This is a genomic window from Caballeronia sp. LjRoot34 (assembly GCF_964253815.1).
Lineage (GTDB): Bacteria > Pseudomonadota > Gammaproteobacteria > Burkholderiales > Burkholderiaceae > Caballeronia.
The window spans coordinates 1205580-1227091 of sequence record NZ_CAXUSB020000003.1; the positions used below are offsets into that span (position 1 = coordinate 1205580).

General features: G+C 59.5%; 19 protein-coding genes. 14 read left to right on the forward strand and 5 right to left on the reverse strand.

The window, feature by feature from the left end; translation table 11 throughout:
* Window positions 1-79: 79 nt before the first annotated feature.
* Complete coding sequence (locus tag ACSQ36_RS36385) at window positions 80-283, forward strand: hypothetical protein (protein ID WP_213766200.1); 204 nt, start codon at window positions 80-82, stop codon at window positions 281-283.
* Window positions 284-342: 59 nt separating this feature from the next.
* Here ACSQ36_RS36385 and ACSQ36_RS36390 read toward each other — a convergent pair whose 3' ends face one another.
* Window positions 343-1245, reverse strand: coding sequence for a LysR family transcriptional regulator (locus ACSQ36_RS36390; protein ID WP_436185824.1), 903 nt, complete (start codon window positions 1243-1245; stop codon window positions 343-345).
* A gap of 121 nt (window positions 1246-1366) precedes the next feature.
* Between ACSQ36_RS36390 and ACSQ36_RS36395 the strand changes: the two genes are divergently transcribed.
* The 4 genes from ACSQ36_RS36395 to ACSQ36_RS36410 all read left to right on the forward strand — a co-directional run bounded on the left by ACSQ36_RS36395 (window position 1367) and on the right by ACSQ36_RS36410 (window position 5881).
* Window positions 1367-2332 (forward strand): quinone oxidoreductase family protein, encoded by a 966-nt coding sequence (locus ACSQ36_RS36395; protein ID WP_436185825.1) that lies wholly within the window; start codon window positions 1367-1369, stop codon window positions 2330-2332.
* A gap of 4 nt (window positions 2333-2336) precedes the next feature.
* A complete protein-coding gene (locus ACSQ36_RS36400; protein WP_436185826.1) occupies window positions 2337-3587 on the forward strand; it encodes a multidrug effflux MFS transporter in 1251 nt (416 codons plus the stop codon).
* Window positions 3588-3853: 266 nt separating this feature from the next.
* Entirely contained in the window at window positions 3854-4063 is a 210-nt protein-coding gene (locus ACSQ36_RS36405; RefSeq protein WP_436185827.1) for a hypothetical protein, read from the forward strand.
* A 216-nt stretch (window positions 4064-4279) separates the two neighbouring features.
* Window positions 4280-5881, forward strand: coding sequence for a peptide chain release factor 3 (locus tag ACSQ36_RS36410; RefSeq protein WP_089163638.1), 1602 nt, complete (start codon window positions 4280-4282; stop codon window positions 5879-5881).
* 958 nt (window positions 5882-6839) lie between these two features.
* Here the strand turns inward: ACSQ36_RS36410 and ACSQ36_RS36415 are convergent.
* Window positions 6840-7652 carry a transporter substrate-binding domain-containing protein gene (locus ACSQ36_RS36415; protein ID WP_436185828.1) on the reverse strand — a complete coding sequence of 271 codons (813 nt, stop codon included), beginning with the start codon at window positions 7650-7652 and terminating at the stop codon, window positions 6840-6842.
* A 435-nt stretch (window positions 7653-8087) separates the two neighbouring features.
* Here ACSQ36_RS36415 and ACSQ36_RS36420 point away from each other — a divergent pair, with 435 nt between their 5' ends.
* From ACSQ36_RS36420 to ACSQ36_RS36435, 4 genes are all read left to right on the forward strand, one after another.
* The gene (locus tag ACSQ36_RS36420; protein WP_436185829.1) at window positions 8088-9161 is read left to right on the forward strand and encodes an acyltransferase family protein; all 1074 of its coding nucleotides are present in this window, start codon (window positions 8088-8090) and stop codon (window positions 9159-9161) included.
* A 104-nt stretch (window positions 9162-9265) separates the two neighbouring features.
* Complete coding sequence (locus ACSQ36_RS36425) at window positions 9266-10087, forward strand: AraC family transcriptional regulator (RefSeq protein WP_436185830.1); 822 nt, start codon at window positions 9266-9268, stop codon at window positions 10085-10087.
* A gap of 182 nt (window positions 10088-10269) precedes the next feature.
* Window positions 10270-10983 (forward strand): AzlC family ABC transporter permease, encoded by a 714-nt coding sequence (locus ACSQ36_RS36430; protein WP_436186459.1) that lies wholly within the window; start codon window positions 10270-10272, stop codon window positions 10981-10983.
* Window positions 10980-11297, forward strand: coding sequence for an AzlD domain-containing protein (locus tag ACSQ36_RS36435; protein WP_213766208.1), 318 nt, complete (start codon window positions 10980-10982; stop codon window positions 11295-11297). Before ACSQ36_RS36430 ends, ACSQ36_RS36435 begins: the two co-directional genes overlap by 4 nt.
* Window positions 11298-11354: 57 nt before the next feature.
* On the opposite strand, the gene ACSQ36_RS36440 is transcribed toward ACSQ36_RS36435, so the two are convergent.
* The gene (locus tag ACSQ36_RS36440; protein ID WP_436185831.1) at window positions 11355-12599 is read right to left on the reverse strand and encodes a PepSY-associated TM helix domain-containing protein; all 1245 of its coding nucleotides are present in this window, start codon (window positions 12597-12599) and stop codon (window positions 11355-11357) included.
* A 255-nt stretch (window positions 12600-12854) separates the two neighbouring features.
* Window positions 12855-14579 carry an MDR family MFS transporter gene (locus ACSQ36_RS36445; RefSeq protein ID WP_436185832.1) on the reverse strand — a complete coding sequence of 575 codons (1725 nt, stop codon included), beginning with the start codon at window positions 14577-14579 and terminating at the stop codon, window positions 12855-12857.
* A 123-nt stretch (window positions 14580-14702) separates the two neighbouring features.
* On the opposite strand from ACSQ36_RS36445, the gene ACSQ36_RS36450 reads away from it, so the two are divergent.
* From ACSQ36_RS36450 to ACSQ36_RS36465, 4 genes are all read left to right on the forward strand, one after another.
* On the forward strand, window positions 14703-15194 hold the full coding sequence (locus ACSQ36_RS36450; RefSeq protein WP_436185833.1) for a RidA family protein: 492 nt from the start codon (window positions 14703-14705) through the stop codon (window positions 15192-15194).
* 27 nt (window positions 15195-15221) lie between these two features.
* The gene (locus tag ACSQ36_RS36455) at window positions 15222-16412 is read left to right on the forward strand and encodes an amidohydrolase family protein (RefSeq protein WP_436185834.1); all 1191 of its coding nucleotides are present in this window, start codon (window positions 15222-15224) and stop codon (window positions 16410-16412) included.
* Window positions 16409-16924, forward strand: coding sequence for a GNAT family N-acetyltransferase (locus tag ACSQ36_RS36460; RefSeq protein ID WP_213766213.1), 516 nt, complete (start codon window positions 16409-16411; stop codon window positions 16922-16924). The genes ACSQ36_RS36455 and ACSQ36_RS36460 overlap by 4 nt, the downstream gene beginning before the upstream one ends.
* 191 nt (window positions 16925-17115) lie before the next feature.
* Window positions 17116-18669 carry a methyl-accepting chemotaxis protein gene (locus tag ACSQ36_RS36465; protein ID WP_436185835.1) on the forward strand — a complete coding sequence of 518 codons (1554 nt, stop codon included), beginning with the start codon at window positions 17116-17118 and terminating at the stop codon, window positions 18667-18669.
* 108 nt (window positions 18670-18777) lie between these two features.
* On the opposite strand, the gene ACSQ36_RS36470 is transcribed toward ACSQ36_RS36465, so the two are convergent.
* On the reverse strand, window positions 18778-19269 hold the full coding sequence (locus tag ACSQ36_RS36470) for an Lrp/AsnC family transcriptional regulator (RefSeq protein ID WP_436185836.1): 492 nt from the start codon (window positions 19267-19269) through the stop codon (window positions 18778-18780).
* A gap of 186 nt (window positions 19270-19455) precedes the next feature.
* On the opposite strand from ACSQ36_RS36470, the gene glmS reads away from it, so the two are divergent.
* Window positions 19456-21285 (forward strand): glutamine--fructose-6-phosphate transaminase (isomerizing), encoded by a 1830-nt coding sequence (gene glmS / locus ACSQ36_RS36475; RefSeq protein WP_436185837.1) that lies wholly within the window; start codon window positions 19456-19458, stop codon window positions 21283-21285.
* Window positions 21286-21512: the final 227 nt, after the last annotated feature.

Here is a 21512-nt window from a genome sequence, read left to right on the forward strand (position 1 = left end):
CGGCACCTAATTTGGACTGGCAAAAGATAGGTGAAAACCCTTATAATTCCCAAAGTGAAAGATTCAAGGAACTTTGGAAATGCCCCACCGTTTTATGATCGTCGAGCGCATCGCTTTCGCGTTATTGACCTTGTCCGCCGTAGCAGATGCTGGCTTTATCAGCTACGAAAAGAGCCCGAACTTCAGGGATAACATCCATGAAATCGTTCGTGTGAGCAAAGAGGTTTCGCTCATGTATCCCGCGACCGGCAACGACCCGTGGATGCCGCTGGCTTCCAACTAACGTGGTGAGAAAGCGCTCAAGCTGAAGTGTAAATCGCGCGTATCTTGCAGCGGAGCGCTTCACGCGGAGCTTTTTACGCCAAGCGCCTCTTGCACGAAATCGAGAAAGACCCGCACTCGCGGCGACAAATGCCGCCGGTTCGCGAACACCGCATATAACTCGATTTCATCGCAGTGATAGGGCGCAAGGCACTCAATCAGCCTGCCCGCGCGCACATCGTCTTCTATGTCCCACAGCGCCTTCAGCGCAAGGCCGCGGCCTCTGAGCGCCCAGTCGTGGAGCACTTCGCCGCTCGCAGTCGAGAGCGTGCCGCGGACCTGAATCTCGCGGCGCCGGCCGTCTTCCACGAATAACCATCTGTCGAAAACGCGCTGTCCGCGCACGAGCCGCAGGCAATCGTGCGCGGCGAGATCGGTCAGCGTTACCGGCATTCCGTGCCGCGCCAGATACTCCGGCGCCGCGCACACAATGCGCCGGCTCGACAACAGTTTCTTCGCAATCACGCCGGTATCCGCGGGCAAGCCGATACGCAATGCCACGTCGAGATTGTCGTCGATCACATCCAGCCCGATATCGGACAACACGAGCCGCACCTCGACCTCCGGATACCGATCCGAGAATGCTTCAATCAGCGGCGCGATCTGCTTGCGCCCAATTTCCGACGGCGCGCCGATGCACAACAAACCCTGCGGCACGCGCGCCTGAGCGCTGATCTCGGCCTCGGCGTCGTCGACGGCATGCAGGATGGCCACTGCGCGTTCATGAAACAGCGCGCCTTCCACCGTCAGGTCGAAGCGCCGCGACGTCCGCGTGACGAGACGCACGCCCAGGCGCTTTTCCAGCGCGGCCAGCCGCCGGCTCATGGCGGCGGTCGAGCCGTCGGTCCGGCGCGCCGCCGCCGAGAGGCTGCCGGCGTCCACCATCTGCGCGAACAGGCGCAGGTCGTTGATTTCATCGGGCATCGATTGGGTCCATCTTGATTCCGTCCATCTTTCCACTTGACGCAACGATTCTATGCGGATGGACGCCTTTTCGCCACGCGCGCCGGGGGCAATAATGCGGGCATGACAACGGAGGAACATCATGAAAGCACTGCGTTTCAACCAGCACGGCGATCCATCGGTCCTGATTACCAGCGATTTGCCCGCGCCTGCGCCTTCCGGGGATGAAGCCGTCGTACAGGTCTTCGCGGCATCGATCAATCCAAGTGACGTAAAGAACGTGCAAGGGCGCATGAGCCAGACGACGCTGCCGCGTACGCCCGGCCGCGACTATTCCGGCGTGGTCATCGCAGGTCCTGCCGAGTGGCTGGGCGCGGAGGTCTGGGGCTCGGGCGGCGACGTGGGTTTCACGCGCGACGGCACGCATGCTGAACAGGTCGTCGTGCCCGTTGCAAGCCTGCGTCGCAAACCGGTCAATCTGACGTTCGAGGAGGCATCGGCGATCGGCGTGAATTTCATCACCGCGTGGTGCGCCGTGGTGGAAGCCGCGCAATTGCAGGCCGGCGAGAGCATCGCGATCATCGGGCTCGGCGGCGTGGGCGGGGCGGCCTCGCAGATCGCGAAACGTATTGGCGCGAAGGTAGTGGGCGTGGGGCGCGGCGCGGCCGCGACGAGTCCCTACGTCGATGCAATGGTGGACTCGCAAGCCCCCGATGCCATCGCACGCATTCGTGAAGCAACGAACGGCGGTGCGGCTGTCGTATTCGATACCGTCGGCGGATCGATGTTCGAAACGGCCTTGCACATGCTGAAAGTGGGCGGACGGCTGGTGGAGATATCGGCGTCGGATCGTCGCGAAGTCACCTTTAACCTCGCGGATTTCTATCACAACGAGAGCCGCCTGATTGGCGTCGATACGTTGAAGCGCGATCTGGTAGCGTCCGCGCAGATGCTGGAGGCGCTGCGTCCGGGCTTCGAAGACGGCAGCTACAAAGCGCCGGCCATTGCGCATACCTTCGCGCTGGAAGATGCGCAAGCCGCCTTCCGGGCGGTGGCGGAGGGGACGAAAGGCCGCGTGGTGCTGACACCGCACACGAAGCGGATCTGACGACGTGACACAACGCTGGCGGCTGGCGCCGCAATCCATCCTGTTCGCTGTCTTTCTGGGCGCGCTGGCTGCGTTGCCGCCCATTTCCATCGATATGGCGTTGCCCGCGCTTGGCAATATCGCGAACTCATTGGACGCGAGTGCGAGTCAGGCCGGACTCACGCTGAGTCTCTTCATGGCGGGTTTCGCGGTCGGGCCGATCGCATACGGCCCTCTTTCCGATGCGCGTGGCCGCAAGCCTACGCTGCTGCTGGGCCTTGCCTTGTTCACCGTGGGCGGGATTGTTTCGGCGCTGGCGCCGGGCATTGCCGTGTTGCTCGGCGCCCGGCTGGTGCAGGGCATTGGGGCGGGCGCGGGGATGACGATTGCGCTTGCGATCGTCCGCGATCTGTTCGAAGGCAACGCGATGCAGCACCGGCTCGCGGCCATCACCGTGGTCGCGAACGTAGCGCCGATTGTGGCGCCTTCAATTGGCGTCGGGTTGCTGGCGGCGATTGAATGGCGAGGAATATATGGCGTCATGGCCGCCTGCGGATTGCTGGCCGCGCTTGCTACGTGGGCAGGCCTGACGGAATCGGCGCCGCAGCAGAGCGGGGGCTTCGCCCTGTCCGGACTTCGCGATGGGTATCGACGCGCGCTGACGCATCGCGCGGTGATTGGGCATATTCTCATCAACGGCTTTGGGTTTGGCTGGATGTTCGCGTATGTGGCGGGTTCGCCGCTTGTGCTGCTGCATATCCTGCATGTCCGGCCGATCATCTACGCCGCGATGTTCGCGATGACCGGCGCGGGCATTGTCGCGGGTGCAACGGTGAACGGTTTCATCGCGGCGCGCGGAGTCGAATCGTGGCGCATTCTCGCCACCGCTATTTGCACGACGCTGGCCGCGACTTTCGGTTTGATTGCACTGAGCGTGTTGCATCAGGCCTCGTTGCCGACCGTCATGCCCTTGCTCGTGGCGAGCACTTTTTGCTTCGGGCTTGCAGCGCCGAGTGCCGCACGCGGCGCGCTCGACCCCATTCCAGAGTTGGCGGGCGTGGCGGGCGGCTTGCTGACATCTATACAGATGCTGTGCGGCGCGGCGTCGAGTTCATTCGTGGCGCTGCTGTTTCCTGTACTTGGCATCTTCGCGATGAGCGGCGTGATGGCTGCCTGCGCGTTGCTCGCGGGAATGGTCTGGATCTGGCTCGGGAAGCGAGATGGAATCGAATCACCCTCAACCGATGTCGATGCAAATTCGACCTCGCCGGTTTGAACGTCGTGAAACATGCGGCGGCTTGGTAACTGCATCGATTGTCAAACAACGTTATGTACTGGCGCTGAATTTCATGCAGTGGAATAAATGAGGTACAGGGTCCGGCTTTGTGTACTAATCGAAGGAATCCTGCACACAGAAAAATTGTGTGGCTGCCGTCATTTTTTCTTTGGGATCGTGTCAACACACTTCGGGGTGAGACGTTAAACGGGTACACGCGACGTCGTCGCCGCGTAGTCGACATCAACCTCAAGGATCTCACTGCCATGAAAAAGCAACTCGTTGCCGCGACGCTTGTCGCTTTGTTCTCCGCTGGCGCATTCGCACAAGCTTCGGCACCTGCTCCGGCTCCTGCCGCTGCGATGGCTGCCGATGCAGCACCGGCTAGCGCCACGCACAAGACCAAGAAGCATCATCACAAGAAGCACAAGCATGCAGCAGCGACGACGATCCCGTCGTCGGCACCGAAGCCCTAAGCTGTATCAAGTTTTAAGCTTCAAGTTTTAGCGTTTTCGAGAAGGGCCCCGATCCAGTCGGGGCCCTTCTCGTTTGTGCCGGCAGGCAGGCCCCGGCACGAGCAGACCCCCCCTCGTGTATCATCCACACCACGCGGCTTTTTCGGGCCATTTTTGGGCCATTTTTCGGACCACCTCCCGCCCGAATGCTCAACCCCACAGCTCTCTCCAGTACCGATGTCACTCTCCGAACTCAAACGGCGCCGCACCTTCGCGGTCATTTCCCACCCTGATGCGGGCAAGACTACGCTGACCGAAAAGCTGCTGCTGTTTTCGGGCGCGATCCAGATTGCAGGCACCGTGAAGGGGCGCAAGAGCAGCCGCTATGCGACGTCGGACTGGATGGAAATCGAAAAGCAGCGTGGCATTTCGGTCGCGAGTTCGGTCATGCAGTTCGAATACGGCGATTGCGTCATCAACCTGCTCGATACGCCGGGACACGAAGACTTCTCCGAAGATACGTATCGCGTGCTGACGGCGGTGGATGCCGCCGTGATGGTGATCGACGGCGCCAATGGCGTTGAAGCGCAGACGCTCAAGCTGCTTGAAGTCTGCCGCAGCCGCCGCACGCCGATCCTTACGTTCATCAACAAGCTCGACCGCGAAGTGCGTCAACCGCTCGACCTGCTCGATGAAATTGAGCAGCACCTGGGTGTGGCCGCTGTGCCGTTCACCTGGCCTATTGGCATGGGCAAGGAATTCCAGGGCGTCTACGACATTGCACACGATCAGGTGCGAGTATTCCGCGCTGGTCAGGATACCGCCGGCGGCGCGGTCGAAACCGTGCGTGCGCTCGACGATGCCGACGGTGAGCGTCGCTTTGGCCCGAGCTGGGCGCGTGCGAAAGAAGAAATCGATTTGATCACGGGCGCGACGCCCGCGTTCGATCGCGCTGCGTTTCTGGCAGGCGAACAGTCGCCGGTGTTGTTTGGATCGGCGATCAACAACTTCGGCGTGAAGGAAATTCTCGATGCGCTTGTCGAGCTTGCACCGCCGCCGTCCATGCGCATGTCCGTGCAACGTCCGGTGTTGCCGGAAGAGCCGCGCTTTACCGGCGTGGTGTTCAAGGTGCAGGCGAACATGGATCTGGCGCACCGCGACCGCGTGGCGTTTATTCGCGTTTGCTCGGGACATTTCGAGCGTGGCATGGCGCTGAAGGTGACGCGCACCAACAAGACTTTCCGCGCGAATAACGTGGTGACGTTCCTGTCGCAACGCCGCGAGACCGTGAGTGAAGCATTCCCTGGCGATATCATTGGCATTCCGAATCATGGCACGCTGAGCCTCGGCGATACATTGACTGAAGGCGAGTTGTTGCAGTTCGTCGGCTTGCCGTTCTTCGCACCGGAAATTTTCCAGACGGTGGAGGTGGTTGATCCGATCCGGGCGAAGCAACTTGGTGAAGCGCTGCGGCAATTAGGCGATGAAGGCGCGATTCAGGTCTTCCGTCCGGTGCTTGGCGGGTCGACTATTCTGGGCGCTGTCGGGCAGCTTCAGTTTGAGGTGGTGTCGCATCGGTTGTCGGCGGAATATAAGGTGGATGTGCGGATCATGCCGGCGCGGTATCGCATGTCGCGGTGGGTTACGTGCGATGACGCCGCCGAATTGCGTCGGTTTACTGATGCGTATTCGGCTCGTATTGCGCTGGATGCGTCGAATGCGCCGACGTATCTCGCTTCGCATGTTTCCGAAATTGATGTGGCGAAGAAGGCGTGGCCGAAGATCGTTTTTAATGAGCTGCGCGAGCATTCCGGAGCGCCGTTTCAGAAGTCGATTTGATGAAGGGTTGGGCGGGGGGCCGGGGTTAGCGGTTCTGGGTCGATGCCGGGTTGCTGCTTTTGGCGTTAGCGGTCTGCGAGAGTCGGATTTTTTCTTTATCACTATTAGCCACTGTGCGTGGCGGCACGTCATTTCTTTGTCCAAAGCGACAAAGAAACGAAGCAAAGAAAGCGCTTTCAAACACGCTACCCTAAGTGTCCACAGCGTGCAGTTTCTATTCATAGGTGCTCCAAAAGCACGGTGCTCGCCAGAGCGAAGGATGTTTGAAACCCTCCTTCTCCGAACACGGATACCCACACGCTTCGCCACCAGTGATTGAATCTGCCGAAGGGGCACCCCGCGCTATCCGCGGAGAACCACCCTTCGAATTTGTACGCAAGACGGACCACGTCGCTAACCCGCCAAGTAATAAAGCCCCAAAATATGTAAGGCCGCAATCGACGAAAATAACCGCGTAAGCACGCGGTCAGCTCACCAAAGACTGAAACACTAAACACGCATCGAGCTGCCAGGCACCAAGCTGTGATCTACGAATATGGCCGCACGAACCAGGCCGCGAACCCATCAAAAAAAGACGGCCGGCAGAACGCGTGAGGCCGTGCTGGTCCTTTGGCAACTTGTGCTTGCCCGAGAGCGTACGGGGCGAAGCGTGTTCGTGTCAGGATTCGCGAGAAGGAGGGGTTCACACATCGGTGGCTCTGGCGAGCACCGTGCTTTTGGGGCACCTATGAATCAAAACTGCACGCTGTGGACACTTAGGGTAGCGTGGTTGAAAGCGTTTTCTTTGCTTCGTTTCTTTGTCGCTTTGGACAAAGAAATGACGTGCCGCCACGCACAGTGGCTAACAGTGATAAAGAGAAAATCCGACTCTCGCAGACCACCACGGCCGAAAGCACCAACCCAGCATCAACCCCGGCGTTTAGCAACCTGACGGTACAAACCCAGCCCCGCAACAAACTCAATCCGTACTCTGTGCCATCTTCTGCGGCAATGGCACATGCAGCCACTTCTCGACAATACCGTTCAACTCGCCGTCTTTCTTCGCCTCGGTGAGGATCGCATCGACCTTCGCCATCAGTTTCGGCTCGTTCTTGTCCAGCCCGACATGACACGCCGACTCATGAATCACATACTTGAGCGCAGGTTTGTTCGGCGCCGACGCCGGCAAGGTCGCGGCAATCTTGTTAGCCACGAAGTCGCCCGTGCCCACCAGCGGCACCTGACCCGCAAGGTACGCGGAGATCATGCCGCTGTTGTCCTCGAAACGCTTGATCGTGGTAGAGGGCGGCACGCTTTTCGTCAGCATCAGGTCTTCGAAGGTACCGCGAGCGACACCCACCGTCTTCCCCGCCATGTCCGCAGGGCCGTCAATTTTCATATTCGCGGGACCGTACACGCTATTGTTATAAGGCGAATACGACTGCGAGAAGTCGATGACCTTGTCGCGCTCCGCATCGCGGCCAAGGGTCGAAATGACCAGGTCGACCTTGTTCGTCTGCAAGTACGGAATGCGGTTCGCGCTCGTGACCGGCACGAGTTCCAGCTTGGCGCCGAGTTTCTTCGCAAGCAACCCGGACACGTCGATATCAAGCCCTTCCAGTTGCATGCTCGGACCGACCGATCCGAAAGGCGCAAAATCTTGCGGCACTGCCACGCGCAGCACGCCGCGTTTTTGGATGTCATCCAGCGCTTCCGCGTGGACCGGCGTCAAACGTGCGAACACGCTAAGCGCGACTACGCCAAGCGTCATCAACAACTTCGAAGTTTTCATGTTTCCCCTGAAACGTGTAGTGGTCTGTCTACGTCGATCGTCTGGTTACCCGGCTCGCGACATCGCAAAGTCTATTAGCAAGTCTTTTGTTTTCTAAACGATTCAAAATTCACGCGCTCGGCGAAATGAAGGAGCAGGCGGCGGAACCGGCTTTTCCGATGGGGCGGCAAACGACTGCGCGTGACGCAGGATCTCTCAAGCGCTCAGGATGGCCTTGACCCCGAATAGGTATCGAGGTTGTCGGCGAGATGAATCCACGGCAACTGTTCTGCGATATGCGTGTGATCGGCTACGGTCCGCCCCCGCCGCCGAAACCCCTTATCGAATTATTTTCTAATATTTTCTCGACTTGGCGACCCGAAGGGATATTTTTACGCGCGCGGATCGCATTTTTTCCACCCTACACTGAGCGCTCGATAATGACGGTCCGCCACTATGAACGCCATAAAGTCCACCCGGTTTGATTTGCTTGACGGCTTGAGAGGTCTTGCCGCAATCGCCGTCATGCTTCACCACTACACACAGCACACCGGCTGGGACTGGTTCGGCGGGGCGTGGGTCGCGGTCGACCTGTTCTTCGTGCTGTCCGGCTTCGTGATCGCGCACAGTTATGGCAAGAAGATCCTGAACGGAATGTCGTTTCGTGAATTCGCCTTCGTGCGGCTCGTCCGGCTCGCGCCGCTCTACCTCCTGGGGCTGGCCCTCGGCGTGTGCGCCGTGTTGCTGTCGATGGCAAAAACCGGCACGCCGCAAATATCGGGCACGCAGCTCGCGACAGCCACCGTGCTGGGCGCGGCGTGGCTGCCGTACTTTAATACTATCGGCTGGCCTTTTGGCACGGACACCATCGTAGGCGCGACCTTTCCGTTGAACGATCCATCCTGGTCGCTATTCTTCGAGTTATTCGTCAACGTTGTATTTGCCGCTTATCTTTACAAGTTTCGCAAACTGCCGAGCGCCAAATATTCGATACTCGCGTTCATCGCATTTATTGCCTGCACAGTCATCTTTCGGCAAATCAATCCAGGCTGGCGGGCAGAGAGTTTCCTGCTCGGATTCCCACGCGTTATTGCTGAATTCTTCGCCGGGGTTTTCATCTTTTCGATGGGGCTTCAGTATAAAAAGGCACATCCGGCATTCACGGCAATGGTCACGATCGCGGCGCTGGCGTGCTTCGCCATTGGCAGTCCCAAGGCGGCATTCGTCAACTCGCTGACGCTCGTTCCGTTGTCGGTCGCGTTGCTGTGCTCGGTGTCCATAGAAGGTATTGGCAAGGGTATCTGCAAGGTGCTGGGCGAACTCTCGTATCCGCTCTACGTGATCCATTTCCCGGTCTATCGGCTGGTGTTCGAGTCGTTCGAGATCCGGGTGCTCAACCCGATCGTCCAGACGCTGGTCGTGGCTGGCATTTCGATCGTGCTGGCCTTGCTGCTCGCGCGAGCGGACCAGGAACTCAGAAGGAAGCTGACGAGTTTCATCAAGACCAAGACGTCTCCCGCGGCCGTCTGATCGAGGCTCTTTCAGGCACAGGAAAAACGGCAGGGTTATTCAAAATCCGCTGAAAACGCGACCCGGGCTAAACTTGCGGTTTCCGCCCGCGGCATCGCAAAGCCATGACCGTCTCCCGTTTCAGCAATTCCGCGCGCTATTGGCGCTCGCCGCTCGTGCCCGGCGCGGAGATGCTCACGGCCGAGTATTACGATCATTCCTTCACGCCCCACTGGCACGACGCCTACACCGTTCCCGTCATTGAAGCGGGCGCGGAGCAGTACGACTATCGCGGATCGAACTTCGTGGCCGAGGCGGGTTCGGTGCCGGTCATCAATCCGGGCGAACTGCATACCGGCGCGCGAGCGGTGGATTTCGGCTGGCGGTATCGCGTGTTTTATCTGCCGGTCGATTTCGTGCAGTCGGTCGCCAACGAAGTGGCAGGCCGCACCCAGCCCATGCCATGGTTCTCCGCCGATGTCATCCGCGACGCCGATCTCGCCCAACGCGTGCAGATCGCGCATCAGGCAATGGAAGCCGACCTGGATCCGCTCGGGGCGGAACATGCGTTGCTCGACGCGGTATCCACGCTGCTTGCACGTCATGCCGGACAACGCCCGCCGGTACAGCGCATGCGTCAGGACTCGGTGCGTGTGAATGCGATGAAAGCCCGCATGACCGATGACCTGACTGAGCCGTTATCGCTTGCCGAACTCGCGCAGACCGTGGGACTCTCGACCTTCCATGCCGCGCGCCTGTTCACGCGCGAGACCGGACTCGCCCCTCACGCGTGGCGCAACCAGATGCGTGTCAATCGCGCGCTCGATGCCTTGCGCGCGGGCGTCCCGGTGACGGACGTCGCGGCGGCCAGTGGTTTCACCGACCAGAGCCATTTCACGCGGCACTTCAAAAAGACCTTCGGCGTGTCGCCCGGACGCTGGCGTTGAGTGTTAGCGCACCGCATCTTGTCCATGTAACCCGACCGCAAGAACGTACAAGCGCTTGAACGCGGCACGTCCTATCCTCGCTATCAACGGAGGAGACTTTGAACTCAACGCATCAAGGCCATCAGGCCCATCAGCCGCGTAACCTCGCCGAATTCGGCGCAGGCGCACGCGACACCATTCCCATGATGATCGGCGCCGCGCCATTTGGCGTGATCTTCGGCACGCTCGCCGCCACCGGTCCGCTGCATGCGTGGTCGGTGCAGTTCATGTCGCTTGCGGTATTTGCCGGCTCGGCGCAGTTCATCGCGCTTGGGCTGATCGCCGGCCATGCGAGTTTTGCGGTGATCTGGGCAACCACGTTCATCGTCAACCTGCGTCACGTCCTGTACTCCGCAACGCTCGCGCCCTACGTCGCGCACTTGCCTGCGCGCTGGCGCTGGACGCTCGGCGCGTTCATGACCGATGAGGTATTCGCCGTCTCGTACGCGCATTATCAGCGCCGGGCACCGGGCGAAACCGGGCCGTATTACTTCCTTGGCTCGGGCGTATCGATGTATGTGAACTGGCAGATATGGACCGTCGCCGGACTGCTGTTCGGTTCCGCGTTTCCGGGTCTCCAGTCGAAGGGGCTCGACTTCGCGATGGTCGCCACGTTCATTGCGATCATCGTGCCGCAGCTTGTTGCGTTGCGTTTTGTGGCAGCGGCGCTGGCCGCCGGCGTGTTGTCGTTTGCGTGGAATGACTGGCCTTACAAGCTCGGTTTGCTAGCGGCAGTCGTGGTGGGGGTGGCGGTGGGTATGCTGCTATCGATGCGTGCAAAAGACTCCACCGACTCCAGGCAACGCCCGGCACAACGTCCCGCGCAACGTCCCGCGAAAATGGAGCGTGCCAAATGAAATACGCTCTTCTGATCCTGGGCATGGCGGTGATTACCTATGGCATCCGCTCTGCGGTTTTCGTGTTCGGTGAGCGCTTGAGCTTTCCGCCTATTGTGCGCATGGCGCTTGATTTCGTGCCGGTGACGGTGTTGACGGCGATCATCGTGCCAATGACGTTTGCACCGCACGGCGGTGCTGCCGAGCTTACCTGGCGTAATTCGCAATTGATCGCGGCGGTGGTGGCCGTTGTCGTATGTGCGCTTACGCGCAAGCCCTTGCTGACCATTGCGGTCTCGCTGGCGGTGTTCTTTGGCTGGCAGATGATCGTTTAGATTTTCGCTCACGCCACGGAGATGAACGTCTCCGTGGGAGACGTAAGCGAACACCCCTCACGCAATCGTGCCGCGCCCCACGCTCACTTTCGATCCGCTCGCTGACCGGCGACGCGCTCGCGCCTTCTTCATCCAGATCAGGAACCCGGTAGCGCTGAGCATGGCCACTACGACACCCAGGACGCTGACGAGGATCCTTCCCGTCAAGCCGATGATGCGGCCCGAATGCAGCGGAAACTGAGCCTGCATGAAGATGTCGCCGACCGATCCCCGGCCCGGAATCTGAGTGCCGATAGACTTGCCGGTCTGCGCGTTCCAGAAGAGCCACGCGTTGCCCAGACCCGCATCGCCGTGATCGTTGCCGGCCTCGAAATAACCCACACCATAAGCGTTCACCAAAGGCGAATACAGCAGGCCGCCCGGCGGCGCATCGATGCCGTCATGGCGCGCCGCGACCCGCGCCATCTCAACGACCTGTTCCCGGCTCAACGGCGATGCAGTCGGACTGGCCGGCAACGCCAGCCCGGGGTCGGAGAAAGGTGTTGAGCCCAGCGTCGAGAACATCGACACAATCGGGCGCATGACGGGGTTCGTCAGGTTCATTGAGACCGAGGTGAGCGCGATCATCATCAGCAGACCCCACACCCACACGCCGCCCGAGCGATGCAGGTCGAAGGTGAGCGCATAACCACCGCGCTTCACGCGGAACGCGAGCGACTTGCGCCAGCTTTTGATACTCGGAAACGAGAGCACGATCGCAATCAGGCTGTCGAACAACCATACGATCCCGACAATGCCCATCAGCCACATGCCGAGGTCAATACCGCCGCGTATCGACAGTATTGGCAGATGCAACGAGTAGTGCAGCTTGTAGATGAACGGGATCAACTCAAGCCGTGAGACTGAGACAGCGCCCCATTCGCGACGCGCCTGGATCTCGCCGGTGGCAGGATCGACGGCAAGCTGGTTGAAGTTGATTTCGTAGGGCAGGCCCGTTGCCGGATTGGTGCGAGGTGTCACGCCCATCTGCAGCGTATGGCCCGGCTCGGCCACGAGCGGCAGGTACGTGACCTGCACGCGCGGATCGGCGGCTTCAATCCGGTTCGCCAGTTCCAGCGGAGACTGTGCAGGCAGCGTAGGCAACGCAGACGCAGACGACTTTGCCACGAAGAACTCCGGGTTCAACGCGGCATCCAGTTCGTGATCCCACGCGATGATCGCACCCGTCAAACCCGACATGAACAGGAACAGCGCAATCCCAAGGCCGAACCAACGGTGCAACCGCACCAGCCACGATCTCATGCTCGACGTGCGGTAATGGGCGCGCTACGGGATGTGCGAAAAATTACTGCTGCCTGCTTCATCGAAGTCATTTTCCATAAATGGGAATCATTCGCATTTTAGTGGCTGGGCGGCAGCGTTGCAAGTAAACTGAAAGAATGACGAGCGCGAAGGGGCCGGTCGGATTGAGCGTTGGGGCTTTGCGCTGCATGAAGGCAGGAGCAGGTGCTGCGCAGAACCGGGCTGACTCTTGAATCAGCCCGGCCTTTAATGCATTTAGTCTTCGATCGGCGATAACGCCTCAAGCGGCATCTTCTTCTCGTGCCCCAGCGTGATCGTAGGGAGGAAGAGGAGAAACCCGACGACGAAAATCGCGATCACGAAAATCGACAGAAACGTCAGATGAAGCGACTGATGCAGAACCTGACGGATTGCATCGCTACTGCCGAGGTTCGTCACCTGATTCTGAAGCAGGGCCCTCAACTGGTCCGACGTAACCGCTGCCGCACCGTTCGAATGACTGAGACCGAAGTTGAGCACGGCGCCGAACAAGGTCGCGCCGATCGTGCTGCCGAGATTACGCGAGAACAGATTCGATGCAGTCGCGCTGCCGCGCTGCGCAACATCTACTATCTCCTGAATCAGCACGAGCGAACTGACGCTCGACGTTCCCATGCCGAAGCCCATGATGAGCGAACCAAACGCCGCGATGAGCGGCGAGCTTTCCGGCGACAGCACGATCAGGAACACCGCACCGGCCGGAATAAACGCGCTGCCGCCAATCAGGATGCGCCGCAGCCCGATCCGATGAAACGACTTCGCGGCCAGCGTCGCGCCGACGGGCCATCCGACCATCATCATGGTCAATGCAAGACCGGCGACCACCGGCGAGCGATGCAGGACACCCTGCACGTACATCGGCAGGAAGGTGGTTGCGCCCATCAAGATCATGCCGGACAAGACGGTCGATCCATTACACGCTGCGATCGGCCGGCGGCTCCAGAGTGCGAACGAGATCATGGGTTCGGTTGCCCGTTTCTCCTGCATCAGGAAGAACAGCAGGCACACGATAAAGAACCCGCCCGCGATCAATGCCTTCGTGACGTCGTCATTGCCGGCATACGTCAGCGACATCATCAGCGCGGCGATCGACACCATGAAAAGCGCCGCCCCCGCAAAGTCGATGGACGGTCGCGCATGCCGCTCGGATTCCTTCAGGAACGCGATGAACCCGGCCGCCGACGCGAGGCCGATCGGCACGTTCATCCAGAAGATCCAGGCCCACGAGAAATCGTGGATGATGAGCCCGCCTACCATTGGTCCGACCACCGCCGATATGGCCCACACACTCGCCAGATAACCTTGCACCTTGCCGCGTTCGCGCGCGGGGTAGAGGTCGGCGACAATCGTCAGCGTGACCGGCTGGATCGCGCCCGCGCCGACTCCCTGGATCAGCCGGAACACGATCATTGCGGGCATCGACCAGGCGAAACCGGCGAGGATGGAGCCGATCAGAAAGATCGCGATACCGGCAAGAACGACGGGCTTGCGGCCATACAGGTCCGCGAGCTTGCCGAAGATGACCGTCATGGCGGTCTGCGTCAGCAGGAACGACGAGAAGACCCAGCTATAGAGATGCAGGTCGCCAAGCTGCGAGACGATCTGCGGCATGGCGGTGGAAACGATGGTGGCTTCGATGGCGACCATTGCCATTGAAGCCATGACCGCTGCAATGACAAGACGACGCGACGATTGCGGGCTGCGGGACATGGAGATTGGAGTAATGAGGTAATGAGGGGCGCGGACAAAGTCGCAGGGTCTTGGCGCTGCGACGCGTGAGTCGGTCGCAGCGGCGCGACCATCGAAGAGTATGCACCTTGATGGAAATGTTCGCTGAACCCCGGCCGCGCTTAAACCTGCTTGAGCGGCTGTGCGGGCAGCCCCTAAGACGTCTTCGTTAGCGACGCGGAATTGTTGAATGACTATGTAATGCCTCGTCAATCATGCGCTTTTGTTCGCCAGGGATGTTGTGACACACTTGGATCTTCGTCGCGAATGCTTTCATTTCATTTCATTCATTCGTTCTTTCGCTTAAGGCCCATCTTTTTTAATCGAGGACCGTCAATGACATCCGTGCCCGTTCCGGCCAACCCGGATTCACCCGCAAGGCGCCTTGCGGCGCTTGGACTCGTGCTGCCGAAAGTGCCTGTGCCTCGCGGCGCGTTCAAGCCGTTCTCGCGTTCGGGCTCGCTGATCTTCCTCGCGGGACAGATTTGTGAATGGGAAGGCGACGTGCGATACGCCGGTCCTATTGGTGCACAGCACGACCTTGAAACGGGGCAACGGGCAGCGCAAATTTGCGGGCTCAACCTGCTTGCAGCGCTTCACCTCGCACTCGATGGCGACCTTGACCGCGTGGTCAGTTGTCATCGGATGGGCGGCTTCGTGTATTGCACGCCGGGTTATCCTGACGTGCCAAAAGTCATCAACGGTGCCTCCGATCTCATGTTCGCGGTGTTCGGCGAACGAGGCCGGCACGCCCGGACTGCGGTGGGTGTTGCCACGCTTCCAGCGGGAGCGTCGGTGGAAGTAGACGCGATCTTTGAAGTCCGCTGATTGTCTTTTCTGTTTCCGGGAGTTCCAGTGCTCGATAGCTTGTTGGTCACCAACGTCCGTCTGCCGGACAGCGCCCTCGTGGATATTGCCGTCAGAGGTGGACGGATAGAAGAAATCGGCCCGAACCTGCAGCGCGGCGCTGACGTGGTGCGCGAAAACGGCCAGGGCGCGCTGGTCCTGCCGGGGTTTGTCGAAGGCCATACGCATCTCGACAAAACGAACTGGGGCATGCCGTGGTATCGCAACGATGTGGGTCCGAAGCTCATCGACAGGATCGAGAACGAACGAGCATGGCGCGCGAGCACGGGGCACGACGCGGGTGCGCAATCGCTCGCACTTGCGCGGGCTTTTCTCGCAGCAGGAACGACGCGGCTTAGAACGCATGTGGACATAGACACGGACGCCGGGCTCAGGTATTTGCATGGCGTGCTGGCGACGCGTGAAACACTGGCCAATGTCATGGAGATACAGGTCGTGGCGTTTCCCCAGTCGGGCATGCTGCGCCGTCCAGGGACCGACGCGCTGCTAAGCGACGCGCTCAAGGCTGGAGCCGACGTGCTCGGCGCACTGGACCCTGCGCTTATCGACCAGGACCCGGTCACCTCGCTCGACACCACGTTCGAGATTGCGAACCGCCTTCAGAAGCCTGTCGATATCCATCTTCACGAACCCGGCGAGATAGGCGCGTTCACCTTCAACCTGCTGCTCGACCGCGTCAAGGCGTTAGGCATGCAGGGATGCGTTGTCGTCAGTCATGCGTTTTGCCTGGGGCAGTTGCCGGATCGCGAGCGCGATGCATTGTTGGCGAGGATCGCGGATCTCGACGTCGCGCTGTTGACGACGGCGCCGCCATCCGTGCCCGTCCCTTCCATGCGCGCTTGCATCGAGGCAGGCGTAACGTTGTTTGCGGGAAACGACGGAATACGCGATACGTGGACGCCTTTCGGCAAGCCCGACATGCTCGAGCGGGCCATGTTCGTTGGCATGCGCTACGACCTTCGACGCGATGAAGATCTCGCGCTTGCGTTTGACTGCGTCAGTACATTGGGTGCGTGGGCCTGCGGGTTCGAGGACTATGGGTTGCACGAAGGCGCGCGGGCCGATCTTGTTTTGGTAGATGCCGAAACAGTCGCTCAAGCGGTTGTTTCTCGACCGGTTCGCAAGCTCGTGGTTGCACGCGGCAGGATTGTTGTGCGTGATGGGATTGCATCCTTATGAAACTGATTGCCGAGCGTCTTTATCTCAGGGATCTGGAACCGTCCGATGTCGACGCAGTGCACGAATATGCCGGCTCGATCGAGGTCGTCTTGCATCAGGAATGGGGGCCTAACACGATCGAGCAGACGGGAGAATATATAGCAGCCTGTGTACTGGGGAATTCGTTGCCCGACAGAAGAACCGTGGAACTGGCAGCGGTGCTCAACGATGGCAGCCTGATAGGCAGCTACCGGGCAAGTTTGTCGGAAGACGGTGCCGAGGCGGAGATCGGCTATTCACTTAGTCCCCGCTATTGGCACAAGGGCTACGCTACCGAAGCGGCGAAGCGGTTGGTCGACTACCTGGTGAGCGAGCGGAACGTGCGAGAAATCTTTGCGACCAGCCGGCCGGAGAATGTCGCGTCCATTCATGTCCTTGAGAAACTCGGGATGCAGCAGGTGGATTTTTATCGCAAGAACGTGCTGATCAGAGGCGAGTGGCGCGACACGCTGGTATTTTCGATGAAAGTTTGATGAACGTTATATGGCAGACCGCTAAGTCAATGTGAGCCGCTTGCCGCTGCGCCCGGCAATATCCCCTTTTGCGTTGACACCGTTCGGTGTGTTCCATACTTCAGAATTCCTCCAGACGGCCGATATGCACACAACGGCGCGTACATCCTGATGCGCTGGGTCATGAACTGTGCCTCGCATCGGAGAGTAGATTGGACCGTCTCAGTTTGAACACCAAATTATGGCTGGCGCTGCTTATTACCTGGCTCGGACTCTTGTTCCTCGGCGGATGGGCCGCGTGGCAGTCACGCGAAACCATGACCGCGGAGCGCAAGACTGGCGTCGAAAACGTGGTCGAGTCGGCGTACGGGATTGTTGCTGACTACGCCAGCCAGGTAGACAGCCATCAACTGACGCTGGAGCAGGCTCAGGAGCAGGCCAAGGCGAAGCTCGCCGCCATGCGTTTCTCCGGAAACGGCTACATGATCATTACGACCGCCCGCCCGGTGGTCATCATGCATCCTGTACTGGCCGATCTGCGCATGAAGGACGTGACCGACTACAAGGATACGAACGGCAAGCGTTTGTTCGTGGAAATGGTCAAGGTCGCTCAGGCAAACGGACAGGGTTTCGTGCCGTACATGGCACGCTTCCCGGGCAAATCGGAACAGGTGCCGAAGATCAGTTTTGTCAAACGGTTCGCGCCGTGGGACTGGTACCTGATCTCGGGCGTCTACGTGAACGATATCAATGACGCGTTCAAGGCCAACCTTTTGCAATACCTGATCGTGATCCTGTTGATTGGCGGCGTTAGCTCGGCGGCGCTGGTGTTGATCATCCGTAACGTGAAGCACAGCCTGGGTGGCGAACCGGCGTATGCCGCCGCCGTCGCAGAGGGCATTGCGAACGGCGACCTGTCGCACGAAGTCGCGCTGAGCGCAACGGATGCGGGCAGCATGTTGTCCGCCATGCAACGCATGCAGCAACGGCTCGCCGATACCGTCCGGCGCATTCGCGGCGGCACTGAAACCATTACCGTTGCCGCCCAGCAGATCGCGGCGGGCAACCACGATCTCTCCGCACGCACCGAGCAGCAGGCGTCGTCGATCAGCGAAACCGCGGCGAGCATGGAGCAGCTCACCGCGACCGTGAAGCAGAACGCGGAGAATGCGCATCAGGCGAACAAGATGGCCGCGAATGCATCGCTGATTGCAAGCGAAGGCGGGACGGCGGTGCAGCAGGTCGTATTGACGATGCAAAGCATTGCGGCCAGTTCTACGCGCGTGGTCGACATCATCTCCGTGATCGAAGGCATCGCTTTCCAGACCAATATTCTTGCGCTTAACGCGGCCGTCGAGGCGGCGCGCGCGGGCGAGGAAGGGCGTGGTTTTGCGGTAGTGGCGGGCGAAGTGCGCAATCTCGCACGTCGCAGCGCGGACGCGGCCAAGGAGATCAAGAGCCTGATAGAAGAGTCCACCGGCAAGGTCGATGACGGCAAGGCGCTGGTCGAGCGCGCCGGCACGACCATGCACTCGCTGGTTCAGGCCGTGCAGCGCGTGACGGATATCATCGGCGAAATTTCAGTGGCGTCCGAGGAGCAGAGCCGCGGTATCGAGCAGGTGAATATCGCTATTGCTCAAATGGACGAAACGACCCAGCAAAACGCCGCGATGGTCGAACAAGCGACGGCCGCGGCTCAGTCGATGCAGGAGCAGGCCCAGATGCTGCGCGATACCGTCAACGTGTTCCGGTTGGCGAGCGTGTGAGAGGCGGCGCGTGCCTTGGAAGCGGATCGTTGGCGCTGCGATTATCAGACGTTCGCCCGCTTGGCTTAGGCTCAAGCTCAGCGGACTGAGGTCAATGTCGGTCACGCGTTATCTGGCTCGATCACCCACGACCCTGACCGGAGCATTGGCTTCGAACTTGGCGCGATGCGTCGAAAAGAATGTTCGCACATTGCGAATGTTCGAAGAGGTCTTGAACAGGCGGCGCGCGAATTCGTCGTATTCCGGCATGTCGACGACTTCGGCTACGACCAGAAAGTCAGGCCCGGGCGACACGCGATAACACTGGGTCACCACCGCTTCCTCGCAGATATACGTTTCGAAAGCGTCCAGATCCTCGGCTGCTTGCCGGTCAAGACTCACCTCAATAATCGCGGTTAATGTTGGCCCGATTTTGGCGTAATCGAGAATGGCCACTTCGCGCTGGATGACCCCGGCTTCCTTGAGTTTGCTCACCCGACGCAAGCACGTAGGCGGTGATGCATGCGCGCGGGCGGCGAGCTCGACGTTGGAGACAGACGAGTCTCTTTGCAGGATGGCGAGGATTCGAAGGTCGAGTTCATCCAGATAAATTCCAGGCACTTTGGGCTCCGCTTTGAGCGCTAAGGGTGGTCACTCGCGCTTAGCTTAGCGTGAAATAAAATTTCATCAAGCATTCTGGTTGATTAAAAACTTCAAACATTCTACTAATATGAAATTAAATTGCATGGAGTCAACCTTAATATTCCTGCATCGGTTCCAAAGGGGAGCCGCCTAAGGAACAACGTCATGTGTGGAATTGTCGGTGCGGTCGCGCAACGCAACATCCTGCCTAACCTGGTCGATGGACTTAAACGCCTCGAATATCGCGGCTACGATTCGTGCGGTGTCGCGTTATATCAGGCAGGGAAATTGGTGCGGGCTCGTAGCGTCGATCGCGTTGCGCATTTGCAAGACGTGATCTCCAGCGAGGCTTTGTCCGGTTATACGGGGATTGCTCATACGCGTTGGGCGACGCACGGCAAGCCGGTTACCGCGAATGCGCATCCGCATTTTTCACCGAATGCAGAAGCGCCACGAATAGCGCTTTCACACAACGGGATCATTGAAAATCACGAGGAGTTGCGCGCGGAGCTTGAGGAAAGCGGCTACGTCTTCGCCAGTCAGACCGACAGCGAGGTTATCGCGCATCTGATCGATCATTTGTATAACGGCGACCTGTTCGAGGCCGTCAAGGAAGCGGTTACTCAACTGCGTGGGAGCTATGCCATTGCCGTGCTGTGCCGCGACGAGCCGCATCGGGTCGTCGGCGCGCGCGATGGCATGCCGTTGGTGGTTGGCATCGGTGACGGCGAGAACTTTCTGGCGTCGGACGCTATCGCGTTGTCGAACGTCACCGATCAGATTGCGTACTTGGAGAACGGCGACGTAGTCGACATCCAGCTTCACCGGCATCGGGTAGAAAACGCCAGTGGCCGCCGTGTCGAGCGCCGTGTGCATACCGTCGCGGCGCATAGCGGGGCGGCTGACCTGGGGCTTTATCGCTATTACATGCAGAAGGAAATTTTCGAGCAGCCGCAAGCGGTCGCCGACACGCTTCAGGATGTCACATCGATCATGCCGGAGTTATTCGGCGACAACTCGTGGCGCGTGTTGAATTCCGTTGATTCCGTGTTGCTTCTCGCGTGTGGCGGAAGTTATCACGCGGCGCTGACCGCCAAGTACTGGATAGAAAGCCTGGCACAGTTGCCGGTGAGCGTAGAGATCGCAAGTGAATACCGGTATCGCGAAAGCGTGCCGAATCCGAAGACACTGGTTGTCGCGGTGTCGCAAAGCGGAGAGACGGCGGATGTCCTGGGTGCTGTGCAAGTCGCGAGGCAGCAGGGCATGCTGAATACGCTCGCAATCTGCAATGTGCCGACCAGCGCATTGGCGCGTGAATGCGCGCTGACTTTTTTCACGCGAGCGGGGATAGAGATCGGCGTGGCATCGACGAAGGCCTTCACCACGCAACTAGTCGCGTTGTTCCTGCTCGCGTTGACGCTGGCTCAGGCGCGTCAGCGGTTATCCGAACAGGATGAGCAGACCCATCTTCGTGCGCTTCGCCATCTTCCGGACGCAATGACCAAAGTGCTTGCGCTTGAGCCGCAGATCATGGATTGGGCGGAGCAACTTACGCGAAGGCAGAACATCCTGTTTCTTGGGCGCGGCATGCATTATCCGGTCGCGCTGGAGGGCGCCCTCAAGATGAAGGAGATCTCGTACATCCATGCCGAAGCGTATCCAGCCGGCGAGTTGAAACATGGTCCCCTTGCGCTGGTTAGCGACGAGATGCCAGTTGTGGCCGTCGCGCCTAATGACCGGCTGCTCGAAAAGCTCAAGTCGAATATGCATGAGGTGAGTGCGCGCAGCGGCAAGCTATTTGTATTCGCCGATGCCGACTGTGGCATCTCGCCGAGTCCCGGCATTGAAGTGATTCGGCTTACTGAATACTTCGGTTTGTTATCGCCTATCTTGCACACTATTCCAATGCAACTGCTGGCGTTCCACGCGGCGCTCGCACGGGGAACGGATATCGATAAGCCGCGGAATCTGGCCAAGTCGGTAACTGTTGAGTGAGGGGGCATGGGTTGGTGGGCTCTCGTAGCCACTTCTATTAGTTTCACTTAAGGGCCCGCGAAAAGTTTCACTTAAACGGGTACCAAGTTTCGCTTAAGCCATATGCAGCAAGGCTTAAGCGAAACTATTAGAACTTCCGCCTGGCGTGTTCGCCGCCTCGCGGCGACTGCGAAAACGCCCGCCGAATTCAACCAGAAAGCCTCATCTATAATTGGCGCCACATCCAA